Origin of the sequence: Caballeronia arvi (genome assembly GCF_001544695.2) — a bacterium.
Classification (GTDB): Bacteria; Pseudomonadota; Gammaproteobacteria; order Burkholderiales; family Burkholderiaceae; genus Caballeronia; species Caballeronia arvi.
In genome coordinates, this window is sequence record NZ_FCOM02000050.1 from 12,638 (window position 1) to 29,765 (window position 17,128).

The 17,128-nt window shown below is 60.6% G+C and carries 14 protein-coding genes; 9 read left to right on the forward strand and 5 right to left on the reverse strand.

The genetic code is table 11. The features are described 5' to 3' along the window. Nucleotides 1-11: 11 nt before the first annotated feature. The 3 genes from trpC to AWB74_RS33995 are packed head-to-tail and all read left to right on the forward strand — an operon-like array spanning nucleotide 12 to nucleotide 2,251. The gene (gene trpC / locus AWB74_RS33985; RefSeq protein ID WP_061151007.1) at nucleotides 12-797 is read left to right on the forward strand and encodes an indole-3-glycerol phosphate synthase TrpC; all 786 of its coding nucleotides are present in this window, start codon (nucleotides 12-14) and stop codon (nucleotides 795-797) included. 21 nt (nucleotides 798-818) lie between these two features. Then, nucleotides 819-1,466 carry a CYTH domain-containing protein gene (locus AWB74_RS33990; RefSeq protein WP_061151008.1) on the forward strand — a complete coding sequence of 216 codons (648 nt, stop codon included), beginning with the start codon at nucleotides 819-821 and terminating at the stop codon, nucleotides 1,464-1,466. 2 nt (nucleotides 1,467-1,468) lie between these two features. Then, on the forward strand, nucleotides 1,469-2,251 hold the full coding sequence (locus tag AWB74_RS33995) for a uracil-DNA glycosylase (RefSeq protein ID WP_061151009.1): 783 nt from the start codon (nucleotides 1,469-1,471) through the stop codon (nucleotides 2,249-2,251). 60 nt (nucleotides 2,252-2,311) lie between these two features. Here AWB74_RS33995 and AWB74_RS34000 read toward each other — a convergent pair whose 3' ends face one another. The 5 genes from AWB74_RS34000 to AWB74_RS47510 all read right to left on the reverse strand — a co-directional run bounded on the left by AWB74_RS34000 (nucleotide 2,312) and on the right by AWB74_RS47510 (nucleotide 7,215). Continuing rightward, a complete protein-coding gene (locus AWB74_RS34000) occupies nucleotides 2,312-2,908 on the reverse strand; it encodes an FMN-dependent NADH-azoreductase (protein ID WP_061151010.1) in 597 nt (198 codons plus the stop codon). A 156-nt stretch (nucleotides 2,909-3,064) separates the two neighbouring features. Beyond that, nucleotides 3,065-4,885, reverse strand: a complete 1,821-nt coding sequence (locus tag AWB74_RS34005; protein ID WP_235024778.1) for a M61 family metallopeptidase — start codon at nucleotides 4,883-4,885, stop codon at nucleotides 3,065-3,067. Nucleotides 4,886-5,030: 145 nt separating this feature from the next. Beyond that, on the reverse strand, nucleotides 5,031-5,762 hold the full coding sequence (locus AWB74_RS34010) for a DsbC family protein (RefSeq protein WP_061151011.1): 732 nt from the start codon (nucleotides 5,760-5,762) through the stop codon (nucleotides 5,031-5,033). 67 nt (nucleotides 5,763-5,829) lie between these two features. Then, on the reverse strand, nucleotides 5,830-7,002 hold the full coding sequence (locus tag AWB74_RS34015; RefSeq protein ID WP_061151012.1) for a UbiH/UbiF family hydroxylase: 1,173 nt from the start codon (nucleotides 7,000-7,002) through the stop codon (nucleotides 5,830-5,832). 75 nt (nucleotides 7,003-7,077) lie between these two features. After that, nucleotides 7,078-7,215, reverse strand: a complete 138-nt coding sequence (locus AWB74_RS47510; RefSeq protein WP_235024779.1) for a hypothetical protein — start codon at nucleotides 7,213-7,215, stop codon at nucleotides 7,078-7,080. On the opposite strand from AWB74_RS47510, the gene ychF reads away from it, so the two are divergent. The 6 genes from ychF (at nucleotide 7,214) to AWB74_RS34045 (ending at nucleotide 17,006) form a co-directional block, all read left to right on the forward strand. After that, nucleotides 7,214-8,308, forward strand: coding sequence for a redox-regulated ATPase YchF (gene ychF / locus AWB74_RS34020; RefSeq protein WP_061151013.1), 1,095 nt, complete (start codon nucleotides 7,214-7,216; stop codon nucleotides 8,306-8,308). The two genes, AWB74_RS47510 and ychF, sit on opposite strands and share 2 nt — an antisense overlap. Before the next feature lie 368 nt (nucleotides 8,309-8,676). After that, entirely contained in the window at nucleotides 8,677-11,046 is a 2,370-nt protein-coding gene (locus AWB74_RS34025) for a type I restriction-modification system subunit M (RefSeq protein ID WP_061151014.1), read from the forward strand. Next, nucleotides 11,046-12,443 carry a restriction endonuclease subunit S gene (locus AWB74_RS34030; protein WP_061151015.1) on the forward strand — a complete coding sequence of 466 codons (1,398 nt, stop codon included), beginning with the start codon at nucleotides 11,046-11,048 and terminating at the stop codon, nucleotides 12,441-12,443. The genes AWB74_RS34025 and AWB74_RS34030 overlap by 1 nt, the downstream gene beginning before the upstream one ends. Next, nucleotides 12,430-13,494: a PDDEXK nuclease domain-containing protein gene (locus AWB74_RS34035; RefSeq protein ID WP_061151016.1), complete on the forward strand. Its 1,065-nt coding sequence runs from the start codon at nucleotides 12,430-12,432 to the stop codon at nucleotides 13,492-13,494. Before AWB74_RS34030 ends, AWB74_RS34035 begins: the two co-directional genes overlap by 14 nt. Then, nucleotides 13,491-16,559 carry a type I restriction endonuclease subunit R gene (locus AWB74_RS34040; protein ID WP_061151017.1) on the forward strand — a complete coding sequence of 1,023 codons (3,069 nt, stop codon included), beginning with the start codon at nucleotides 13,491-13,493 and terminating at the stop codon, nucleotides 16,557-16,559. The genes AWB74_RS34035 and AWB74_RS34040 overlap by 4 nt, the downstream gene beginning before the upstream one ends. Nucleotides 16,560-16,685: 126 nt before the next feature. Next, the gene (locus AWB74_RS34045; protein WP_061151018.1) at nucleotides 16,686-17,006 is read left to right on the forward strand and encodes a DUF3761 domain-containing protein; all 321 of its coding nucleotides are present in this window, start codon (nucleotides 16,686-16,688) and stop codon (nucleotides 17,004-17,006) included. Nucleotides 17,007-17,128 lie beyond the last annotated feature (122 nt).

Genomic DNA, 17,128 nt, shown 5'->3' on the forward strand with positions numbered 1-17,128 from the left:
CGGAAGCCAACATGAGTGACATTCTGGATCGCATCATCGCGGTCAAGCGCGAGGAAATTCGCGCCGCCGAACAAAGCGCGCCGCTCGAAGAGCTGAAGCTCGAAGCCAGCGCGCGCGACCTGCGCGATTTCGTCGGCGCATTGCGCGCGAAACATGCGGCGAATCAGGCCGCCGTGATCGCGGAAGTGAAGAAAGCGAGCCCGTCGAAAGGCGTGCTGCGCGAACACTTCGTGCCTGCCGACATCGCGCGTTCGTACGAAAAGGGCGGCGCCGCATGTCTTTCCGTGCTCACCGACGTGCAGTTCTTCAAGGGCAGCGTTGCGTATCTGGAGGAGGCGCGCGCCGCGTGCAGCCTGCCGCTTCTGCGCAAGGACTTCATCATCGACCCGTATCAGATCATGGAAGCGCGCGCGATGGGCGCGGACTGCATCCTGCTGATCGCGGCCGCGCTCGAACTCTCGCAGATGCAGGACCTCGAAGCGTACGCGCATTCGCTCGGGCTCGCGGTGCTGGTCGAAGTGCACGACGCCGACGAACTGCGCGATTCACTTACGCTGAAGACGCCGCTCATCGGCATCAACAATCGCAATCTGCGTACGTTCGAGACGACCATCGAGACGACCATCGGCATGCTGGAGCAAGTGCCGGACGACCGCATTGTCGTCACGGAGTCGGGCATTCTGTCGCGTGTCGATGTCGAGCGGCTGCGCGCCATGCGCGTGCATACGTTCCTGGTGGGCGAAGCGTTCATGCGCGCCGACGATCCGGGCACCGAGCTCGCGCGCATGTTCTTCTGAATTCATCGAAAGGACCGTACCTTGGGCATCGAACAGGAACTCAAGCTCGCGCTGGCGCCGTCGCAACACGACGACGTCGCGCGTTTCTTCGACGAACGCACCGGCGCGGGCAAGCCGATCGAGCTCGCCAACGTCTATTTCGATACGCCGGAGTGTGCGCTCGCCAAGGCGAAATCCGCGCTGCGCCTGCGCCGCACGCCGGATGAATGGCTACAGACGTACAAGACGCTCGGCAAGACAGTCGGAGGCCTGAGCAACCGGCACGAGTGGGAATTGCCCGTCGCGGGCGAAGCGCTCGAAATCGACGCGCTCCTCGCTGCCTGCGAAAGCGACGCCGCGCGTGATGCGCTGAAACGCGCCGCGCCCGATCTCATCGCGCTCTTCAAGACGGACGTGAGGCGCATCGTGTGGGATATCGAGCGCGAGGGATCGCAGATCGAAGTGGCGCTGGATCTCGGCGAAATCACCGCGGAGGTCGACGGCAAGACGCGTCGCGCGGAAATCAGCGAGCTCGAACTGGAACTGAAATCGGGCGAAGAAAGCGCGCTTTCGATGCTCGCGGCGGAACTGCGTGGCGCGTTTCCCGAACTCGTTCCCGAGGATCTCAGCAAGGCCCAGCGCGGGTATCTTCTGCGCGAACAACCCGCAAGCAAGACGCGCGACGCCTGAGCATGAGCCGACAGCCTTCCCTCTTCGCGGATAACGAAGCCGCGAACACGCCGTCTAATGTGACGACGCTCGAAAGCCAGTTCGACGCCCTTCCCGCCGACTGGCGCAAACATCTGAAGCCATTCATCGACAGCAAGCACTACGCGGCGCTGTGTGCGTTCGTCGATGCCGAGCGCGCCGCCGGCAAAACGGTCTATCCCGCCGATGTCTTCCGGGCGCTGCGCCTCACGAGTCCCGCCGACGTGAAAGTCGTGATTCTCGGCCAAGACCCTTATCACGGCGAAGACAAAGGCGCGCCGCAAGCGCACGGACTCGCGTTTTCGGTGCCCGCGCCGGTGCGGCCGCCGCCGTCGCTACGCAATATCTTCAAGGAAATTCACGCGAGCCTCGGTTTTCCGGCGCCCGCGCACGGCTGCCTCGATTCGTGGGCAAAACAAGGCGTGTTGTTGCTGAACACGTCGCTGACCGTCGAGCGCGATAAAGCCGGAAGTCACGCGAAGCGCGGCTGGGAGCAATGCACGGATACGCTGATCCACGAAATGGCGCAGCGCCACGACGGGCTGGTGTTCATGCTGTGGGGCGCGCACGCGCAGGCGAAGCGCGCGCTGATCGAAGGAACCGACAAGTCGCACTGCGTGCTCGAATCCGCGCATCCTTCGCCGTTGTCTGCGTATCGCGGATTCTTCGGCTGCGGACATTTCGCGCGCGCGAACGACTATCTGACGGAGCACGGCCGCGAGCCGATCGACTGGCGTTTGCCCGCCGAGCCGGAATTGCTGGCCTGAAATGCGAAAACCCCGCCGAATCTCAGCGGGGTTTTTTCTCGACGGCGTCCGAAAGACTACTCAAACCGCCGCGATCGCCTCACGCGCCGACGCCAGCGCCGCGCCTGCCGCATCCGGCCCCATGTTCAGGCCTTCGGCGTAGATGAAGCTCACGTCGGTCATGCCGAGGAAGCCGAGGAACGTCGTCAGGAACGGCGTCTGCGAATCGTTCGGCGTGCCCGCGTACTTGCCGCCGCGCGCCGACACGACATACACCTTCTTGCCCGTCACCAGACCTTCCGCGCCACTCGCGCCGTAGCGGAACGTGATGCCGGCACGCGCGATCCAGTCGAAATACGTCTTCAATTGCGACGAGATGCCGAAGTTGTACAACGGCGCCGCGATCACGACGATATCCGCAGCTTGCAGCTCGGCGATCAGCGCTTCGCTCTTTGCGTTGATCGCGACTTGTTCCGCGCTGCGCTGATCGGCGGGCGTGAAGAACGCGCCGAGCGTGGCGTCGTCAAGATGCGGGAGGGCGTCGCCCAGCAGATTGCGCACGACCACGTTCGCGCCCGGGTTGCTTTGTTGCAGTTTCGCCGTCAGTTCGTCGGCGAGCAGCGTCGATTGAGCGCCTTGCGAACGGGCGGCGGAGTTGATTTGCAGAATCGTCGTCATGATGGCTTCCTATCTCTGTCAGGTTTCGGGCGCTCTCTGCGTCCGGCTTAGGAAGCATTCTTCTCATTTCGACCCTCGGGAAAAAGCCGTGCGCTCGTGACGGATCGTTGCATCGGTAGAACAATCCGTCACCCTTTCCCGCGATCAGCGTCTCAGTCAGCCCCGCAACCAGCGCTCGCGCCACTGTTTCGACGGCCCGCGCCCGTCGATGGCCGTCAGCACGTAGCGCGCGACTTCCGGTCCGTCGAGCTTCAGTTCGGTGCGGCGCAGTTCGTCGCGGCGGAACGCGTGCACTTCCACCTTCGCGCCCGGCGAATAGCGCGACATCAGCGCGTCGAAATTCGATCCGGTGACGCGCAGCCCGTCGATCGCGACGAGCACGTCGCCCGCCGACAATCCCGCCTTCTGCGCCGCGCTGCCTTCGTGGACGACGGCGAGCGTGCAATCCGCGCCGCCGCGCACGCGCACGCCGAACGTGGGTTTCAGCGACGCGCCGTTGCCCGGCAGATCCGGGGCGAGCGCGATGCCGAACGGCTCGAAGAGCGCGTCGAGCGGCAGGTCACGCGTCCCGCGCACGCCATCGCGGAAGAGCGAGCGCAGGTCGGCGCCAGTCGCTTCGGCGAAAAGCGGCTCGACGTCTTCTTCCCGCACGCCGCGCGGCTTGCCGTTGTAGAAGTCGCGGCCGTAGCGCTGCCACAGAAGGCGCATCACATCGTCGAGCGATTTGCGGTTGTCCGTTTGCGCGCGGATCGAGAGATCGAACGCCAACGCAACGAGCGAGCCTTTCTGGTAGTAGCTGACGATCGCGTTCGGCGCGTTTTCGTCGGCGCGGTAGTACTTCACCCACGCGTCGAACGAGCTCTGCGCGACGGATTGCTTGAGCCGCCCGCTGCCGCGCAGCACGCCACCGATCGTCTTGCCGACCAGGCTGAAGTAATCGCCCGTCGAGATGAGGCCGCTGCGCACGAGCATCAGATCGTCGTAATACGACGTGAAGCCTTCGAAGAGCCACAGAAGCGACGTGTAATTTTCCTGCGACAGATCGTACGGCGCGAAGGTCGCAGGCTTGATGCGCTTCACATTCCACGTATGGAAATACTCGTGGCTGCACAGGCCGAGATACGTCCGATAACCATCGGTCATTTCCGGACGGCCCTGCACCGGAAGGTCCGTGCGATTGCAGATCAGAGCCGTCGATGCGCGGTGTTCAAGCCCGCCGTACCCATCGCTGACGGCGACGGTCATGAACACGTAGCGGTCCATCGGCGCTTTCTTCGTGCGGGGCTCGAACAGTGCGATCTGCGCTTCGCATACACGCTTGAGATCGGTCGCGAGCCGGTTCATGTCGAGATTGACGACACGCCCCGAGATCACGATGTCATGCTTCACGCCGTGCGCGGTGAAGCTGCCGAGCGCGAATTCGCCGAGCGTGACGGGATGATCGGCGAGTTCGTCGTAGTTCGCCGCCTCATACATGCCGAAGCCGTAGCGCTTCGTGCCGCGCGCCTCGGCGAGCGCCGTCGCGACGCGCCAGTTGCGGTACGCGCCGCCCTGCGGCGGCTGGATATCGACGATGCAAGGCGCGCCCGACTGCCCTTCCACGGCGAGAAACGTGCTCGTGGCATTGAAGAAGCCGACGGTATCGTCGAGATGCGCGGCGCGCACCGACACGTCCCACGCGTAGACCTCATAGCGCAGCGTGATCGGGCCCTCGACCGGTGCGGCCTGCCACGCGTGCTTGTCGATCTTCTCGATCGCGACCTTTCGGCCCGCTGCGTTGAATGCCTGGAGCGTCACGATATTGCGCGCGAACTCGCGGATCATGTAGCTACCCGGAATCCAGACCGGCAGCATGAAGCGCTGTCCGGCGGGATCGGGCTCGGCGACCGTCAGCGTCACTTCGAAGAGATGCGCGGCGGGATTTTTCGGAACGATGCTGTAGCGCACGGGCTGCGCGGCTTGCATGAGCGGTGTCATCTCGATGTCCTTGTTCTTGTTCTGGGCGGCCCGTACGAATAAGCGCGCCCGGCGCCTTGCTTCATTACGCTGCGCTTTCGCAAAAGCAAGGCCGTAAAACACAGGAGGCGCATGACGCGCCTCCCTTCCTCGTTTCGCGCCGCGCTCAGCGCACGGCGGACAGTTCTTTTTCGAGCCGGTCGGCGGGCACGGCGCCCGGCAGACGCCGGCCATCGGCGAGGAACACGGTCGGCGTGCCGCTGACGTTCATCGAGCGGCCGAGCTTCAGGTTCTTGTCGATGGCGGTCGTGTCGCACGACGCGGCCGTGCTCGGCGCCTTGTGATCGAGCATCCAGCTTTCCCACGTCACGCCGCGATCCTTCGAGCACCAGATCGACTTCGACTTGGCCGTCGAATCGGGCGAGAGCACCGGATACAGGAAGGTGTAGACGGTCACGTTGTCGATCGACTTCAGCGTCGATTCGAGCTGCTTGCAATACGGGCAGTTCGGATCGGAGAACACGGCGATCTTGCGGCTGCCGTTGCCCTTCACAACCTTTACCGCATTCTCGAACGGCAGCTTCGCGAAATCGATCTTGTTGGTTTCGGCGAGCCGCGCTTCGGTCAGATTTTTGCTGTTGCGCGTATCGACGAGATCGCCGATCAGCACGTAGTTGCCGGTTGCATCGCTATAGACGATCTGCGAGCCGAGATTCACTTCGTAGAGGCCGGGAATGTCGGTCTTCTGGATGCTCTTGATGGTCGCGTCGCCCATGCGCGATTCGAGCGTCGATTTGAGCTTGTCGGTAGTCTGATCGGCCTGCGCCGAGCAGCCCATGCCGAGCGTCACGGCGAGCGCCGCGGCCGTCGCGAGGGCAAAGCGAAAAGTGGTTTTCATGCGGATTTCCTGTGAGTCGCCTGAGCGTAACGCGTGCGTCGCGTCTGTGGAATATCAACGGACTGTTTCAGCCGAGCGCCGCCGACACCAGCCAGCGCTTGACGAGCGGCTGCGCCCCGACGAACGCCATGCCGGTGTTGCGGATCGCGCGCGCAAGCGTGCCCGGCACGGCAAAGAGCCGCTGCAGGCCATCGGTTGCGAACATGAGCTTCTGAATGTCTTCGCGGCGCGCGCGTTCGTAGCGGCGCAGCAAAATGGGATCGCCGAGATCGCGGAACGACTCCTTGTTCGCGATGACATCCGCGAGCGCGGCGACGTCGCGCAGGCCGAGGTTCATGCCCTGCCCCGCGAGCGGATGAATCAGATGCGCGGCATCGCCGACGAGCGCGACGCGCGGCGCGATCAGCTTGTCGACGGTTTGCAGCCCGAGCGGAAAGCCCTGCGCGGGCGTCACGCAGTCGAGCGTGCCGAGCATGTTTTGCGTCGCGTTCTCGACTTCCGCTGCGAGCTGCGCCGGATCGAGCGCAAGCAATTCGTCTGCGTGCTCCGTGCGCGCCGACCAGACGAGCGATACGTGATCGCCCGGCAACGGCAGCAGCGCGATGATTTCGGTATCGCGGAACCATTGATACGCCGTCTCGCCGTGCGGCTTTTCGGCCTTGAAATTGGCGACGACGCCCGTTTGCCGGTAGTCGCGCCGATTCATCTTCGCGCCCATTTGCGCGCGCACCCAGGAATGCGCGCCATCCGCGCCGACGATCAGATCCGTTTCGAGCATTTCGCCGCTCGCGAGCGCGATGTGCGCCGCGTCGGGTTCGACCGTCATGCCCTGCGCGCGCGATTCGAACCACGACAGGCTCGGCTGAAAGCGCAGCGCAGTATCGAGCGATTGTTCGATCAGCGACGATTCCACGATCCACGCGAGCTGCGGCACGGACGCCTGGAACGCCGAGAAATGCAGTTCCGCGTGAGCATCGCCGAAGACGCGCATGTCGAATACGGGGCCGAGACGCGAGCGATCGAGCGCCTGCCAGACGCGCAGTCGTTCCAGCAGCGTCTGCGAGCTCGACGACAGCGCGTAGATGCGCGAATCGAACGCGGCGCCCGGCGGCAGCCCCGCGGCCCGCGACGCGATGAGCGCCGTGCGCAGCCCGGATTGCGCGAGCGCGAGCGCGGCCGTCTTGCCGACGAGCCCGCCGCCGACGACGACAGCGTGAAATTTGAGGGGATGCGGAGTCATCCGGGCATTATAGCCGTGGGGTACGAACGGGTTTGTCCGCCGCGCGCAAGCGGAGTTAGGGCGTCGGGACCGGCGTTACAATAGCGGTTTGCCCGGCCGCCCGATGCGGCCACAGCCGGGGCGCGCCTGAGCGTTTGCGGCCCGCCCATCGCGCACCATTTTTGACGAAACCCGCGCGGCGAAGCGCCGTCTCACCAGTTCGAAGGATTCCATGAGCCTCCAATGCGGCATCGTCGGCTTGCCTAACGTCGGCAAGTCCACGCTTTTCAATGCTTTGACCAAGGCCGGCATCGCCGCCGAAAATTACCCGTTTTGCACGATCGAGCCGAACGTCGGCGTCGTCGAAGTGCCCGACGCGCGCCTCACGGCGCTCGCCGAAATCGTGAAGCCCGAGCGCATCCTGCCGGCGGTGGTCGAATTCGTCGATATCGCGGGACTCGTGGCGGGCGCGTCGAAGGGTGAAGGCCTCGGCAACCAGTTCCTCGCGAACATCCGCGAGACGGATGCGATCACGCACGTCGTGCGCTGCTTCGAAGACGAGAACGTCATTCACGTCGCGGGCAAGATCGATCCGATCGAGGATATCGAAGTCATCAACACGGAACTTGCGCTCGCGGATCTCGCGACGGTCGAGAAGGCTTACACGCGTTACTCGAAGGCCGCGAAGTCAGGCAACGACAAGGAAGCCGCGAAGCTCGTCGCCGTGCTCGAAAAAGTGCGCGCGCAGCTCGATCAGGCGAAGCCGGTGCGCGGTCTTTCGCTCTCGGACGAAGAGCAATTGACGATCAAACCGCTCTGCCTGATCACGTCGAAGCCGACGATGTACGTCGCCAACGTGAAGGACGACGGCTTCGAGAACAACCCGTATCTCGACGCGGTGCGCAAGCACGCGGAAGCGGAGAACGCGCCGGTGGTCGCGGTGTGCGCGGCGATCGAAGCGGAAATCGCCGATCTCGAGGATCCCGACAAGCTCGAATTTCTCGCCGACATGGGCATGGACGAGCCGGGTCTGAATCGCGTGATTCGCGCGGGGTTCAAGTTGCTTGGATTGCAGACGTATTTCACGGCGGGCGTGAAGGAAGTGCGCGCGTGGACGATTCATATCGGCGATACGGCGCCTCAGGCGGCTGGCGCGATTCATACGGATTTCGAGCGCGGGTTCATTCGTGCTCAGACGATTTCGTTCGATGACTACATCGCGTTCAAGGGCGAGCAAGGGGCTAAGGAAGCCGGGAAGATGCGGGCCGAGGGTAAGGAGTATGTGGTGCATGACGGGGATGTCATGAATTTCTTGTTCAACGTGTAAGCGTCAAATTTAGTTAATTGGGTTGCGGTGATAGGCGGAGTTCCCTGATAAAGGGGATTCCGCTTTTTTTTTTGTCGCCATTTCTTGCTGTTGAAGCGCAGCAGAATTTTCAGCTCGTCGCTTCGATGCCACGAAACATCGAAGCGACGACTGCGGAGGACCTTCGATCAAGAAGTAACTCACACGCTAATTCATACCGTTGAGCAGGCTTGCTCAAACAAGCGGTAGCTAAAGACAATCAAAAATATGCTGAGATTCACGATTTTCAATAAATTTAGTATTGCTATGAAAATCGCGGTTGGCGAGATGGTCAAGTCAACCTTGACTCCGCTGGAAAGACCAATTCAGAACTAAGAACTAAAGCGCTGATGACGCACGCACGACAGCAAGATCAAAGCCAAATCAAGTGGGTAGCCGATTTCATCTGGAACATAGCCGATGACCGCCTGCGCGATGTATACGTGCGTGGCAAGTACCGCGACGTGATCCTCCCCTTCACCGTGCTGCGGCGGATCGATGCGGTGTTGGAGCCAACGAAACAGGCGCTCTTGGCACGCAAAAAACTGCTGGACAGCGCCGGAGTGGCGAACCAGGACGGCGCACTACAGGCCGCTGCCGGACAAGCCTTCTACAACGTTTCTGATTTCACGTTAGCGAAACTCAAGGCCAGCGCCGCCGGGCAGCGCCTGCGCGAAGACTTTATCGCCTATCTGGATGGCTTCTCTCCCAACGTGGGGGAAATCCTGACCAAGTTCAATTTCCGTAACCAGATCCAGAAGCTCGTCGATGCCCACATCCTGGGCTACCTGATTGAAGACTTTCTCGATCCCGAGGTCAATCTTTCGCCGCTGCCGGTCAAGGACGCTGACGGACGTGTCAAGCTGCCGGCGCTCGACAACCACGGCATGGGCACGGTGTTCGAGGAGTTGATCCGCCGCTTCAATGAAGAGAACAACGAAGAGGCGGGCGAGCACTTCACGCCGCGCGATGTGGTCATGCTCATGGCCAAATTGCTCTTTCTGCCGGTGGAAGATCGCATCGAATCTTCCACCTATTCGCTCTATGACGGCTCCTGCGGCACTGGCGGAATGCTTACCGTTGCGGAAGAAGCCTTGAAGCAGTTGGCCGAGCAGCACGGTAAGGATGTCTCCATCCATCTGTTCGGACAGGAAATCAGCGACGAAACCTACGCCATCTGTAAGGCCGACCTGTTGTTAAAGGGCGAAGGCGCGGAAGCGGGGAACATCGTAGGCGGTGCGGACAAGTCCACGCTGTCGGCCGACCAGTTTCGCAGCCGCGACTTCGATTTCATGATCTCGAATCCGCCTTACGGCAAAAGCTGGAAGACGGATTTGGAACGCATGGGCGGGAAAAAGGAATTCAACGATCCGCGCTTTTTCGTCAAGCACGGTGGCGACGCCGAATTCAAGCTCATCACCCGCTCAAGCGACGGGCAACTCATGTTCTTGGTGAACAAGCTGTCGAAGATGAAACACGACACCGCGCTCGGCAGCCGCATCGCCCTCGTTCACAATGGCTCGGCTCTGTTTACCGGCGATGCAGGTCAGGGCGAGAGCAACATCCGGCGCTGGGTGCTGGAGAACGACTGGCTTGAAGCCGTCATCGCCTTGCCGCTCAACATCTTCTATAACACCGGCATCGCGACCTACATCTGGGTGCTGGCCAACAAGAAGGCCAAGGATCGCGAGGGCAAGGTGCAGTTGATCGATGCCAGCAAGTGGTACGCACCAATGCGGCGCAATCTTGGCAAGAAGAATTGCGAGCTAGCCGAGACCGACATTCAGCGCATTCTTGACCTCTACTTGGGTAAGAAGCAGGAAACAGCGCAGTCCAAATGGTTCGACACACAGGACTTCGGCTACTGGAAGATCACCGTCGAGCGCCCGCTGCGCCTGAAAAGCCAATTGAAAACCAGTGCGATCGACACCCTGCGCTACGCCAGCGGCGATGAAGTCTTGCGTGCCGAAATCTACGCCCTGCACGGCGACACGCTCTACACCGATTTCGCCAAGTTGAAACCTGAGATAGAGGCGTGGCTCAAGGGCGACGGCGAGGACGAAGACGCCACCGAGGACAGCGACGAGGGCGGCGCAACAGGTAGGAAGGCGGTGTCCGAAAAAAACCGCAAGAAGCTGCTTGATGATACGACCTGGCTGCGCGACAAGGCGCTGCTCGATCTGGCGCGGCTGGCGCAGAAAGAGTTAGGGCAAGCGATGTTCGACGACCACAACGTCTTGCGAGCGAAGTTCGACGCGGCGATGAAAGTGCACGACAAAAAACTTAGCGCTGCGGACAGGAAAGCCATCTTCAAAGCCGTGAGTTGGCGCGACGAGGCCGCGCCGCCAGTGGTCGCCAGGCGTATGAAGCTGAAAAAGGATGAAAACTTTGAACCCGGTTTCGACGGCGTGTATATGGAAACCGTGGGCAAGGATCGCTTCACGGTCGAGTACGAACCTGACAGCGACCTGCGCGATACGGAGCAGGTACCGCTGAAGGAACCGGGCGGCATCGGCGCCTTCTTCGAGCGCGAAGTGCTGCCGCACGCGCCGGATGCGTGGATCGATGGTGAAAAGACCCAGATCGGCTACGAGATTTCCTTCGCTCGCTTTTTCTACCAGCCGGTGCCGCTGCGTTCGCTGGAAGCGATCAGGGCCGACATTTTGAAGATTGAGAGGCAGACGGAAGGCTTGCTAGACAAGATCGTGGGGGTGGCGTGATGACGAAGGTGGGGTATTCGAGCTATCGCGCATCCGGCTTGCCTTGGGTTCCGCAAGTGCCCGAAGGCTGGCAAGTGCTACGCAACGCTCGGCTCTTTGGTCACCGGGTGGAAACAGGTTTTCCCAATCTGCCCATTCTGGAAGTATCGCTGCGCACCGGTGTGCGCGTGCGCGACATGGAAAACCTGAAGCGCAAGCAGGTAATGAATCACAAGGAGAAGTACAAGCGCGCGGTCAAGCGTGATATCGCCTACAACATGATGCGCATGTGGCAAGGTGCGGTTGGCCCCGCACCGATCGATGGTTTGGTCAGTCCAGCCTATGTCGTGGTCAAGCCCTATGCCGAAGCCAACAGCGCCTACTTCAGCTACTTGTTCCGCACCGCCATGTACAAGCGCGAAGTCAATAAGTTTTCGCGCGGCATCGTGGCTGACCGTAATCGGCTGTACTGGGAATCCTTCAAGCAGATGCCGTCGCTGGTTCCCCCGCGTCCGGAGCAAGACCAGATCGTCGCCTACCTGCGCGTGCAGGACGCGCATATCGCCCGCTTTATTAAAGCCAAGCGCGATCTCATTGCGCTGTTGACCGAGCAGAAGCTGCGCCTCATCGACCACGCCGTCACGCGCGGTATCAATGCATCCGTTAAGTTCAAACCTTCCGGAATCGAGTGGGTGGGCGAGGTGCCGGAGCATTGGGAAGTTCAGCGCCTAAAGAATATCGCGCACGTGGTCTTGGGAAAGATGCTGACAACGGAGGCCAAGGGCGAAGGCGAGTTCAGGCCTTATCTGCGCTCGACGAATGTGCAATGGCTCAAACCTGATGTGCGCGACGTCAAAGAAATGTGGATCACCCGTTCAGAAATGCAACAGCTTCGTGTCCGTAAGGGTGATTTGCTGGTCAGTGAAGGAGGAGAGGTAGGCCGAGCGTGTCAGTGGCATGACGAACTGCCAGAGTGCTACATCCAGAACTCTGTGCACCGCGTAGCGACGAAGCCTGTCATGCGGCCGGACTTCTTACTTCATCAGTTGTTCGTCTATGGCAATTGCGGTCAATTCAACGCCATCGTCAATCGAGTGAGCATCGCTCACCTGACCCGCGAAAAGCTTGTGACTGTCCCGTTCACAGTTCCACCGATCAAAGAACAACAAGCCATCTGCCGCTGGATTGCCGACGAGTGCCAGCCCCTCGACGAAGCCATTGCCCGCGCCCACGACGAAATCACCCTCATCCGCGAATACCGCGACCGTCTGATCGCCGACGCCATCACCGGCCAAGTGGACCTGCGCGGCTGGCGCCCCGGCCCGGACGACGACGTCAGCGACGACGATCTTGCCGCGCTCGGTGACGATGAGGCGGGCAGCACCGAAGACGAGGACGACACCGATGGCAACGAGTAAGAAATCCTCTCAAAAAAAACTCGCACCAGCAGTGCGAGAAACCAGCGCGACGACGGACTACCCGGCTTTGCTGGCCGACATAAAGACACGCATTCAGGCCGCACAGTACGCGGCGCTACGCGCGGTCAACAAGGAGTTGATCGGCCTGTACTGGGACATCGGACGGCTAATCGTGGAACGCCAGCGAAGCGAAGGTTGGGGCAAGGCCGTGGTGGCGCGGCTTGCCGCCGACCTCCGAGCGGACTTCCCAGAAACGGGCGGATTTTCGGCCTCTAACCTGTGGCGAATGAGGGGTTTCTTCGAGACCTACAGCGGCACGGAAAAACTCGCACCACTGGTGCGAGAAATCGGCTGGAGCCACAACCTGATCATCCTCGAACGCTGCAAGGACCCACCGGAGCGCGAGTTCTATCTGCGTATGACGCGCAAATTCGGCTGGTCGAAGAACGTGCTTGCGCACCAGATCGACAACCAGAGCTACGAAAAATCGCTGCTGGGCCAGACCAACTTCGACAAGACGCTGACCCCGAACCTGCGCGCACAGGCGAAGCTGGCGGTGAAGGACGAATACGCCTTCGACTTTCTCGAACTGGGCGAACGGCACAGCGAACGGGATCTGGAGCGCGCACTGATCACCCGCATCGAGGACTTCCTGCGCGCAATGGGCGGCATGTTCGCCTTCATGGGCAGCCAGTATCGGCTGGAGGTCGAAGATAAGGAATACTTGATTGATTTGCTTCTGTTCCACCGGCGCCTGCGTGCGCTGGTGGCCATTGAGCTGAAAATCGGCGAGTTCGAGCCGGAGTACGTCGGCAAGATGCAGTTCTACCTTGCCGCGCTGGACGCGCAGGTTCGGCAGGAGGACGAGAACCCCTCCATCGGCATCATCCTGTGCAAGGAAAAGAGGCGGACCATTGTTGAGTATGCCCTGCTCGACGCGCGCAAGCCCATCGGCGTGGCAACCTACGAAATCACCAAGACACTGCCGAAGAAGCTGAAGAACCAGTTGCCGTCGCCCGAGGCCATCGCCCGTCTCCTGGAGAGCATATGAAACCTTCCGACACCAGCGAGACAGCGCTGGAACGGTCGATCGTCCGCCATCTGGCGGGTATCAGTGAGCATGCCCCTGCTCCCACCGATACCTTGGGTCCGGTGGCCGTGTATGAATCTGGCGGCTATGTGCTGGGACGCGCCTCCGATTTCAATCGCGATGTGGCGTTGGACACCGCGCAATTGCTGGCCTTTCTGCAAGCCACACAACCGGAAGCGACGGAAACGCTGGAATTGGCGCGCGAGGGCATCAAGCGAACGCAATTCCTGCACCGGCTACAGGGCGAAATTACCAAGAGGGGCGTAGTGGACGTCTTGCGCAAGGGTGCGAGCCATGGGCCGGTCACAATCGATCTCTACAAGCTGCTGCCAACGCCGGGAAACAGCAATGCCGCCGAGGCTTTTGACAAGAACATCTTCAGCGTCACCCGGCAGGTGCGCTACAGCAATGACTCCGGCAACGAACTCGATCTGGTGATTTTCATCAATGGCCTGCCGGTGCTGACCTTCGAGTTGAAGAACTCGCTGACCAAACAGACGGTCTCCGATGCCATCGTTCAATATCAGACTACGCGCAACCCGCAGGAATTGCTGTTTCAGCCGGGACGGTGCATTGCGCACATGGCAGTGGACGACGCCGATGTGTACTTTTGCACCGAACTGAAAGGCAAAACGTCGTGGTTCCTACCGTTCAATCAAGGCTGGAACAGTGGTGCGGGCAATCCGCCCCAGCCGAATGGATTGAAGACCGATTATCTCTGGAAGCAGGTACTGACGAAGCAATCGTTGGCCAACATCATCGAGAGCTTCGCGCAAGTGGTATTGGAAGAAGTAACCGACGCCGACACAGGCCGAAAGAAGAAAAAACGCAGGCCGGTGTTTCCGCGTTTCCACCAGTTGCACACAGTACGCGCCCTGCTTCGCCGCGTCCGCGAGGACGGTGTAGGCAAACGCTATCTGATCCAGCACTCGGCCGGCAGCGGCAAGAGCAACACCATTGCGTGGCTCGCACACCAGTTGGTTGAGTTTCGTACTAGCAGCGATCCGACCGTTCCGCTGTTCGATTCCATCATCGTCATCACCGATCGCCGTGCGCTGGACAGCCAGATCGCACGCACTATCAAGGCCTATGACCATATGGCCTCGATCTTCGGTCATTCCGACAATGCGCAGGAGCTACGCGAGTACTTGCGCCGAGGCAAGAAGATCATCGTCACGACGGTGCAGAAATTCCCCTTCATCCTCGAAGAACTGGGTGACTTGTCTGAAAATAATTTCGCACTATTGATCGACGAGGCTCACTCCAGCCAGGGCGGCAAGACTACGGCCAAGATGCACCAAGCCCTATCCGGCAAAACCGACGAGGAAGCTTTCGAGGAAGATGCTACGCAGGACGCGGTGAACGGGGAAATCGAGAAGCGTATCCGCTCGCGGCGGATGTTGTCCAACGCCAGCTACTTCGCCTTCACTGCCACGCCGAAGAACAAGACGCTGGAGTTGTTCGGCGAGCGGACAGTAATCGGCGACGAGGTGCGCTTTCGATCGCCGGAGGAATTGACCTATACCACCAAGCAGGCGATTCAGGAAAAGTTCATTCTCGACGTTATCGCTCACTACACCACGGTGGCCAGCTTCTACCACGTCGCAAAAACAATCGAAAACGATCCGGATTTCGACAAGGTGCGGGCGCTCAAGAAAATTCGCCACTATGTCGAATCACACGATAGAGCCATCCGCAGCAAGACAGAGATCATGGTCGATCACTTCGTTGCGCAAGTGATCGCGGCAAAGAAGATCGGTGGCAAGGCGCGAGCAATGATCGTATGCAATGGCATCTCGCGAGCCGTCGACTACTGGCGCCAGGTGTCAACCTATCTCGAAGAGATCAAGAGTCCGTTCAAAGCGATCGTTGCATACTCGGGCGAGTTCGAGACGAAAACAGAGGCCAACCTCAACGATTTCCCAAGCAAGGACATTCCGGACAGGTTCAGACAAGACCCGTATCGCTTCCTGATCGTCGCCAACAAATTTGTCACTGGTTTCGACGAGCCGCTTCTGCACACAATGTATGTAGACAAGAAGCTCGCGGGCGTACAGGCGGTGCAGACGCTGTCGCGCTTGAATCGTGCGCATCCGCAGAAGCACGATACCTTCGCGCTGGACTTCGCCAACAACGCGGAAGCAGTCAGAGCGGCGTTTCAGGACTACTACCGCGCAACAGTCCAGATCGGCGAAACCGACCCGAACAAGTTGCACGACCTGAAAGCCGACCTCGACGGTAAGCAGGTGTATGACTGGCAGCAGGTGGAGGACCTGGTTGCGCTGTATCTCAGCGGTGCTGAGCGCGACGAGCTCGATCCCATCCTCGACAGCTGCGTCGGGGTGTACCGAGAAAACCTGGACGAGAACAACCAGGTCGAGTTCAAGGGCAAGGCCAAAACTTTCGTGCGCAGCTACGGCTTCCTCGCCGCGATTCTGAGCTATGGTCATCCGGCGTGGGAGAAGCTGTCGATTTTCCTGAACTTCCTGATTTCGAAGCTGCCCGCGCCGGAGGAACAAGACCTGTCAAAGGGCGTGCTCGAATCCATCGACATGGACAGCTACCGCGTCGAAGCGCAGGCCGCGCTCAAGATGGCGATGGATGACACCGATGCGGCGGTCGAAGCGGCTCCTTCGGGCGGTGGCAACGGCAAGAGCGAACCGGACATCGACACGCTGTCGAATATCCTCAAGATTTTCAACGACTTGTTCGGCAATATCGACTGGAAGGATGCTGACAGGATCGCCAAGGTTATCGCAGAAGACATTCCAGTGAGTGTGGCGCAGGACAAGGCCTATCAGAACGCCCAGGCGAACTCCGACCGTCAGAACGCCAGGCTGGAGCACGACAAGGCGCTCAACCGCGTCATGTTGGAACTAGTGTCTGACTACACCGAACTGTTCAAGCAGTTCAGCGACAACCCGAGCTTCAGACGCGATCTGACGGACATGATGTTCGATTTGACTTATCGGAAAGACCATTCGCATGGAGCGCGCGGAGGCGAGCAAGTCAGAATGCATATGTAAGCGTCAAGAAAACCGTCAACGCAGCTTGCCTCGCAAAGCGGAGTACCCGCTAAAAGGAACTCTGCTTTTTTTTAACGGACGAGGCGCAGCACCGCGCGACCAACAAGAACAACAAGAGAACAAGAAATGCAGAGACTCACGCCGATGCGCACGCTACGCGCGTTCGCCGTCGCCGCGCTCGTCGTGGCCAATGCCGCGGGGACGCCCAGCGCATTCGCGTACCACGGCAATTCCTACCAATACCAACCCCAACCCGACGAATCCGACCTCGACAACCACGGCCACTACATCAACCGCGACGGCAACACGGTCCACTCACCCGCGCACTCCCGCTCGGGCACCGTTCCCACCGGCGCGACCGCCCAATGTCGCGACGGCACCTACAGCTTCAGCCAGCACCACAGCGGCACGTGCTCGCGCCACGGCGGCGTCGCGAGCTGGCAGTAACGGATCGCACCGCGAAGTACAATGATGCGTGACCCCGCCCGCGCCGCGCGCGCGGCACCGGGTAAGCGCGAAGTCGCGCCACCGAATATCCTCGCGCGCCGCATCCGGCGCACCGCGTTCAT

What these genes read in the sequence shown, in the direction of transcription:
- AWB74_RS34035 (WP_061151016.1), top strand. Translation starts at nt 12,430, where the DNA reads ATGGCAACGAGTAAGAAATCCTCTCAAAAAAAACTCGCACCAGCAGTG.
- AWB74_RS34015 (WP_061151012.1), bottom strand. Translation starts at nt 7,002, where the DNA reads ATGACTCCGCATCCCCTCAAATTTCACGCTGTCGTCGTCGGCGGCGGG.
- AWB74_RS34030 (WP_061151015.1), top strand. Translation starts at nt 11,046, where the DNA reads ATGACGAAGGTGGGGTATTCGAGCTATCGCGCATCCGGCTTGCCTTGG.
- AWB74_RS34000 (WP_061151010.1), bottom strand. Translation starts at nt 2,908, where the DNA reads ATGACGACGATTCTGCAAATCAACTCCGCCGCCCGTTCGCAAGGCGCT.
- AWB74_RS34040 (WP_061151017.1), top strand. Translation starts at nt 13,491, where the DNA reads ATGAAACCTTCCGACACCAGCGAGACAGCGCTGGAACGGTCGATCGTC.
- ychF (WP_061151013.1), top strand. Translation starts at nt 7,214, where the DNA reads ATGAGCCTCCAATGCGGCATCGTCGGCTTGCCTAACGTCGGCAAGTCC.
- AWB74_RS34010 (WP_061151011.1), bottom strand. Translation starts at nt 5,762, where the DNA reads ATGAAAACCACTTTTCGCTTTGCCCTCGCGACGGCCGCGGCGCTCGCC.
- AWB74_RS34045 (WP_061151018.1), top strand. Translation starts at nt 16,686, where the DNA reads ATGCAGAGACTCACGCCGATGCGCACGCTACGCGCGTTCGCCGTCGCC.
- trpC (WP_061151007.1), top strand. Translation starts at nt 12, where the DNA reads ATGAGTGACATTCTGGATCGCATCATCGCGGTCAAGCGCGAGGAAATT.
- AWB74_RS33995 (WP_061151009.1), top strand. Translation starts at nt 1,469, where the DNA reads ATGAGCCGACAGCCTTCCCTCTTCGCGGATAACGAAGCCGCGAACACG.
- AWB74_RS34025 (WP_061151014.1), top strand. Translation starts at nt 8,677, where the DNA reads ATGACGCACGCACGACAGCAAGATCAAAGCCAAATCAAGTGGGTAGCC.
- AWB74_RS47510 (WP_235024779.1), bottom strand. Translation starts at nt 7,215, where the DNA reads ATGGAATCCTTCGAACTGGTGAGACGGCGCTTCGCCGCGCGGGTTTCG.
- AWB74_RS34005 (WP_235024778.1), bottom strand. Translation starts at nt 4,885, where the DNA reads ATGACACCGCTCATGCAAGCCGCGCAGCCCGTGCGCTACAGCATCGTT.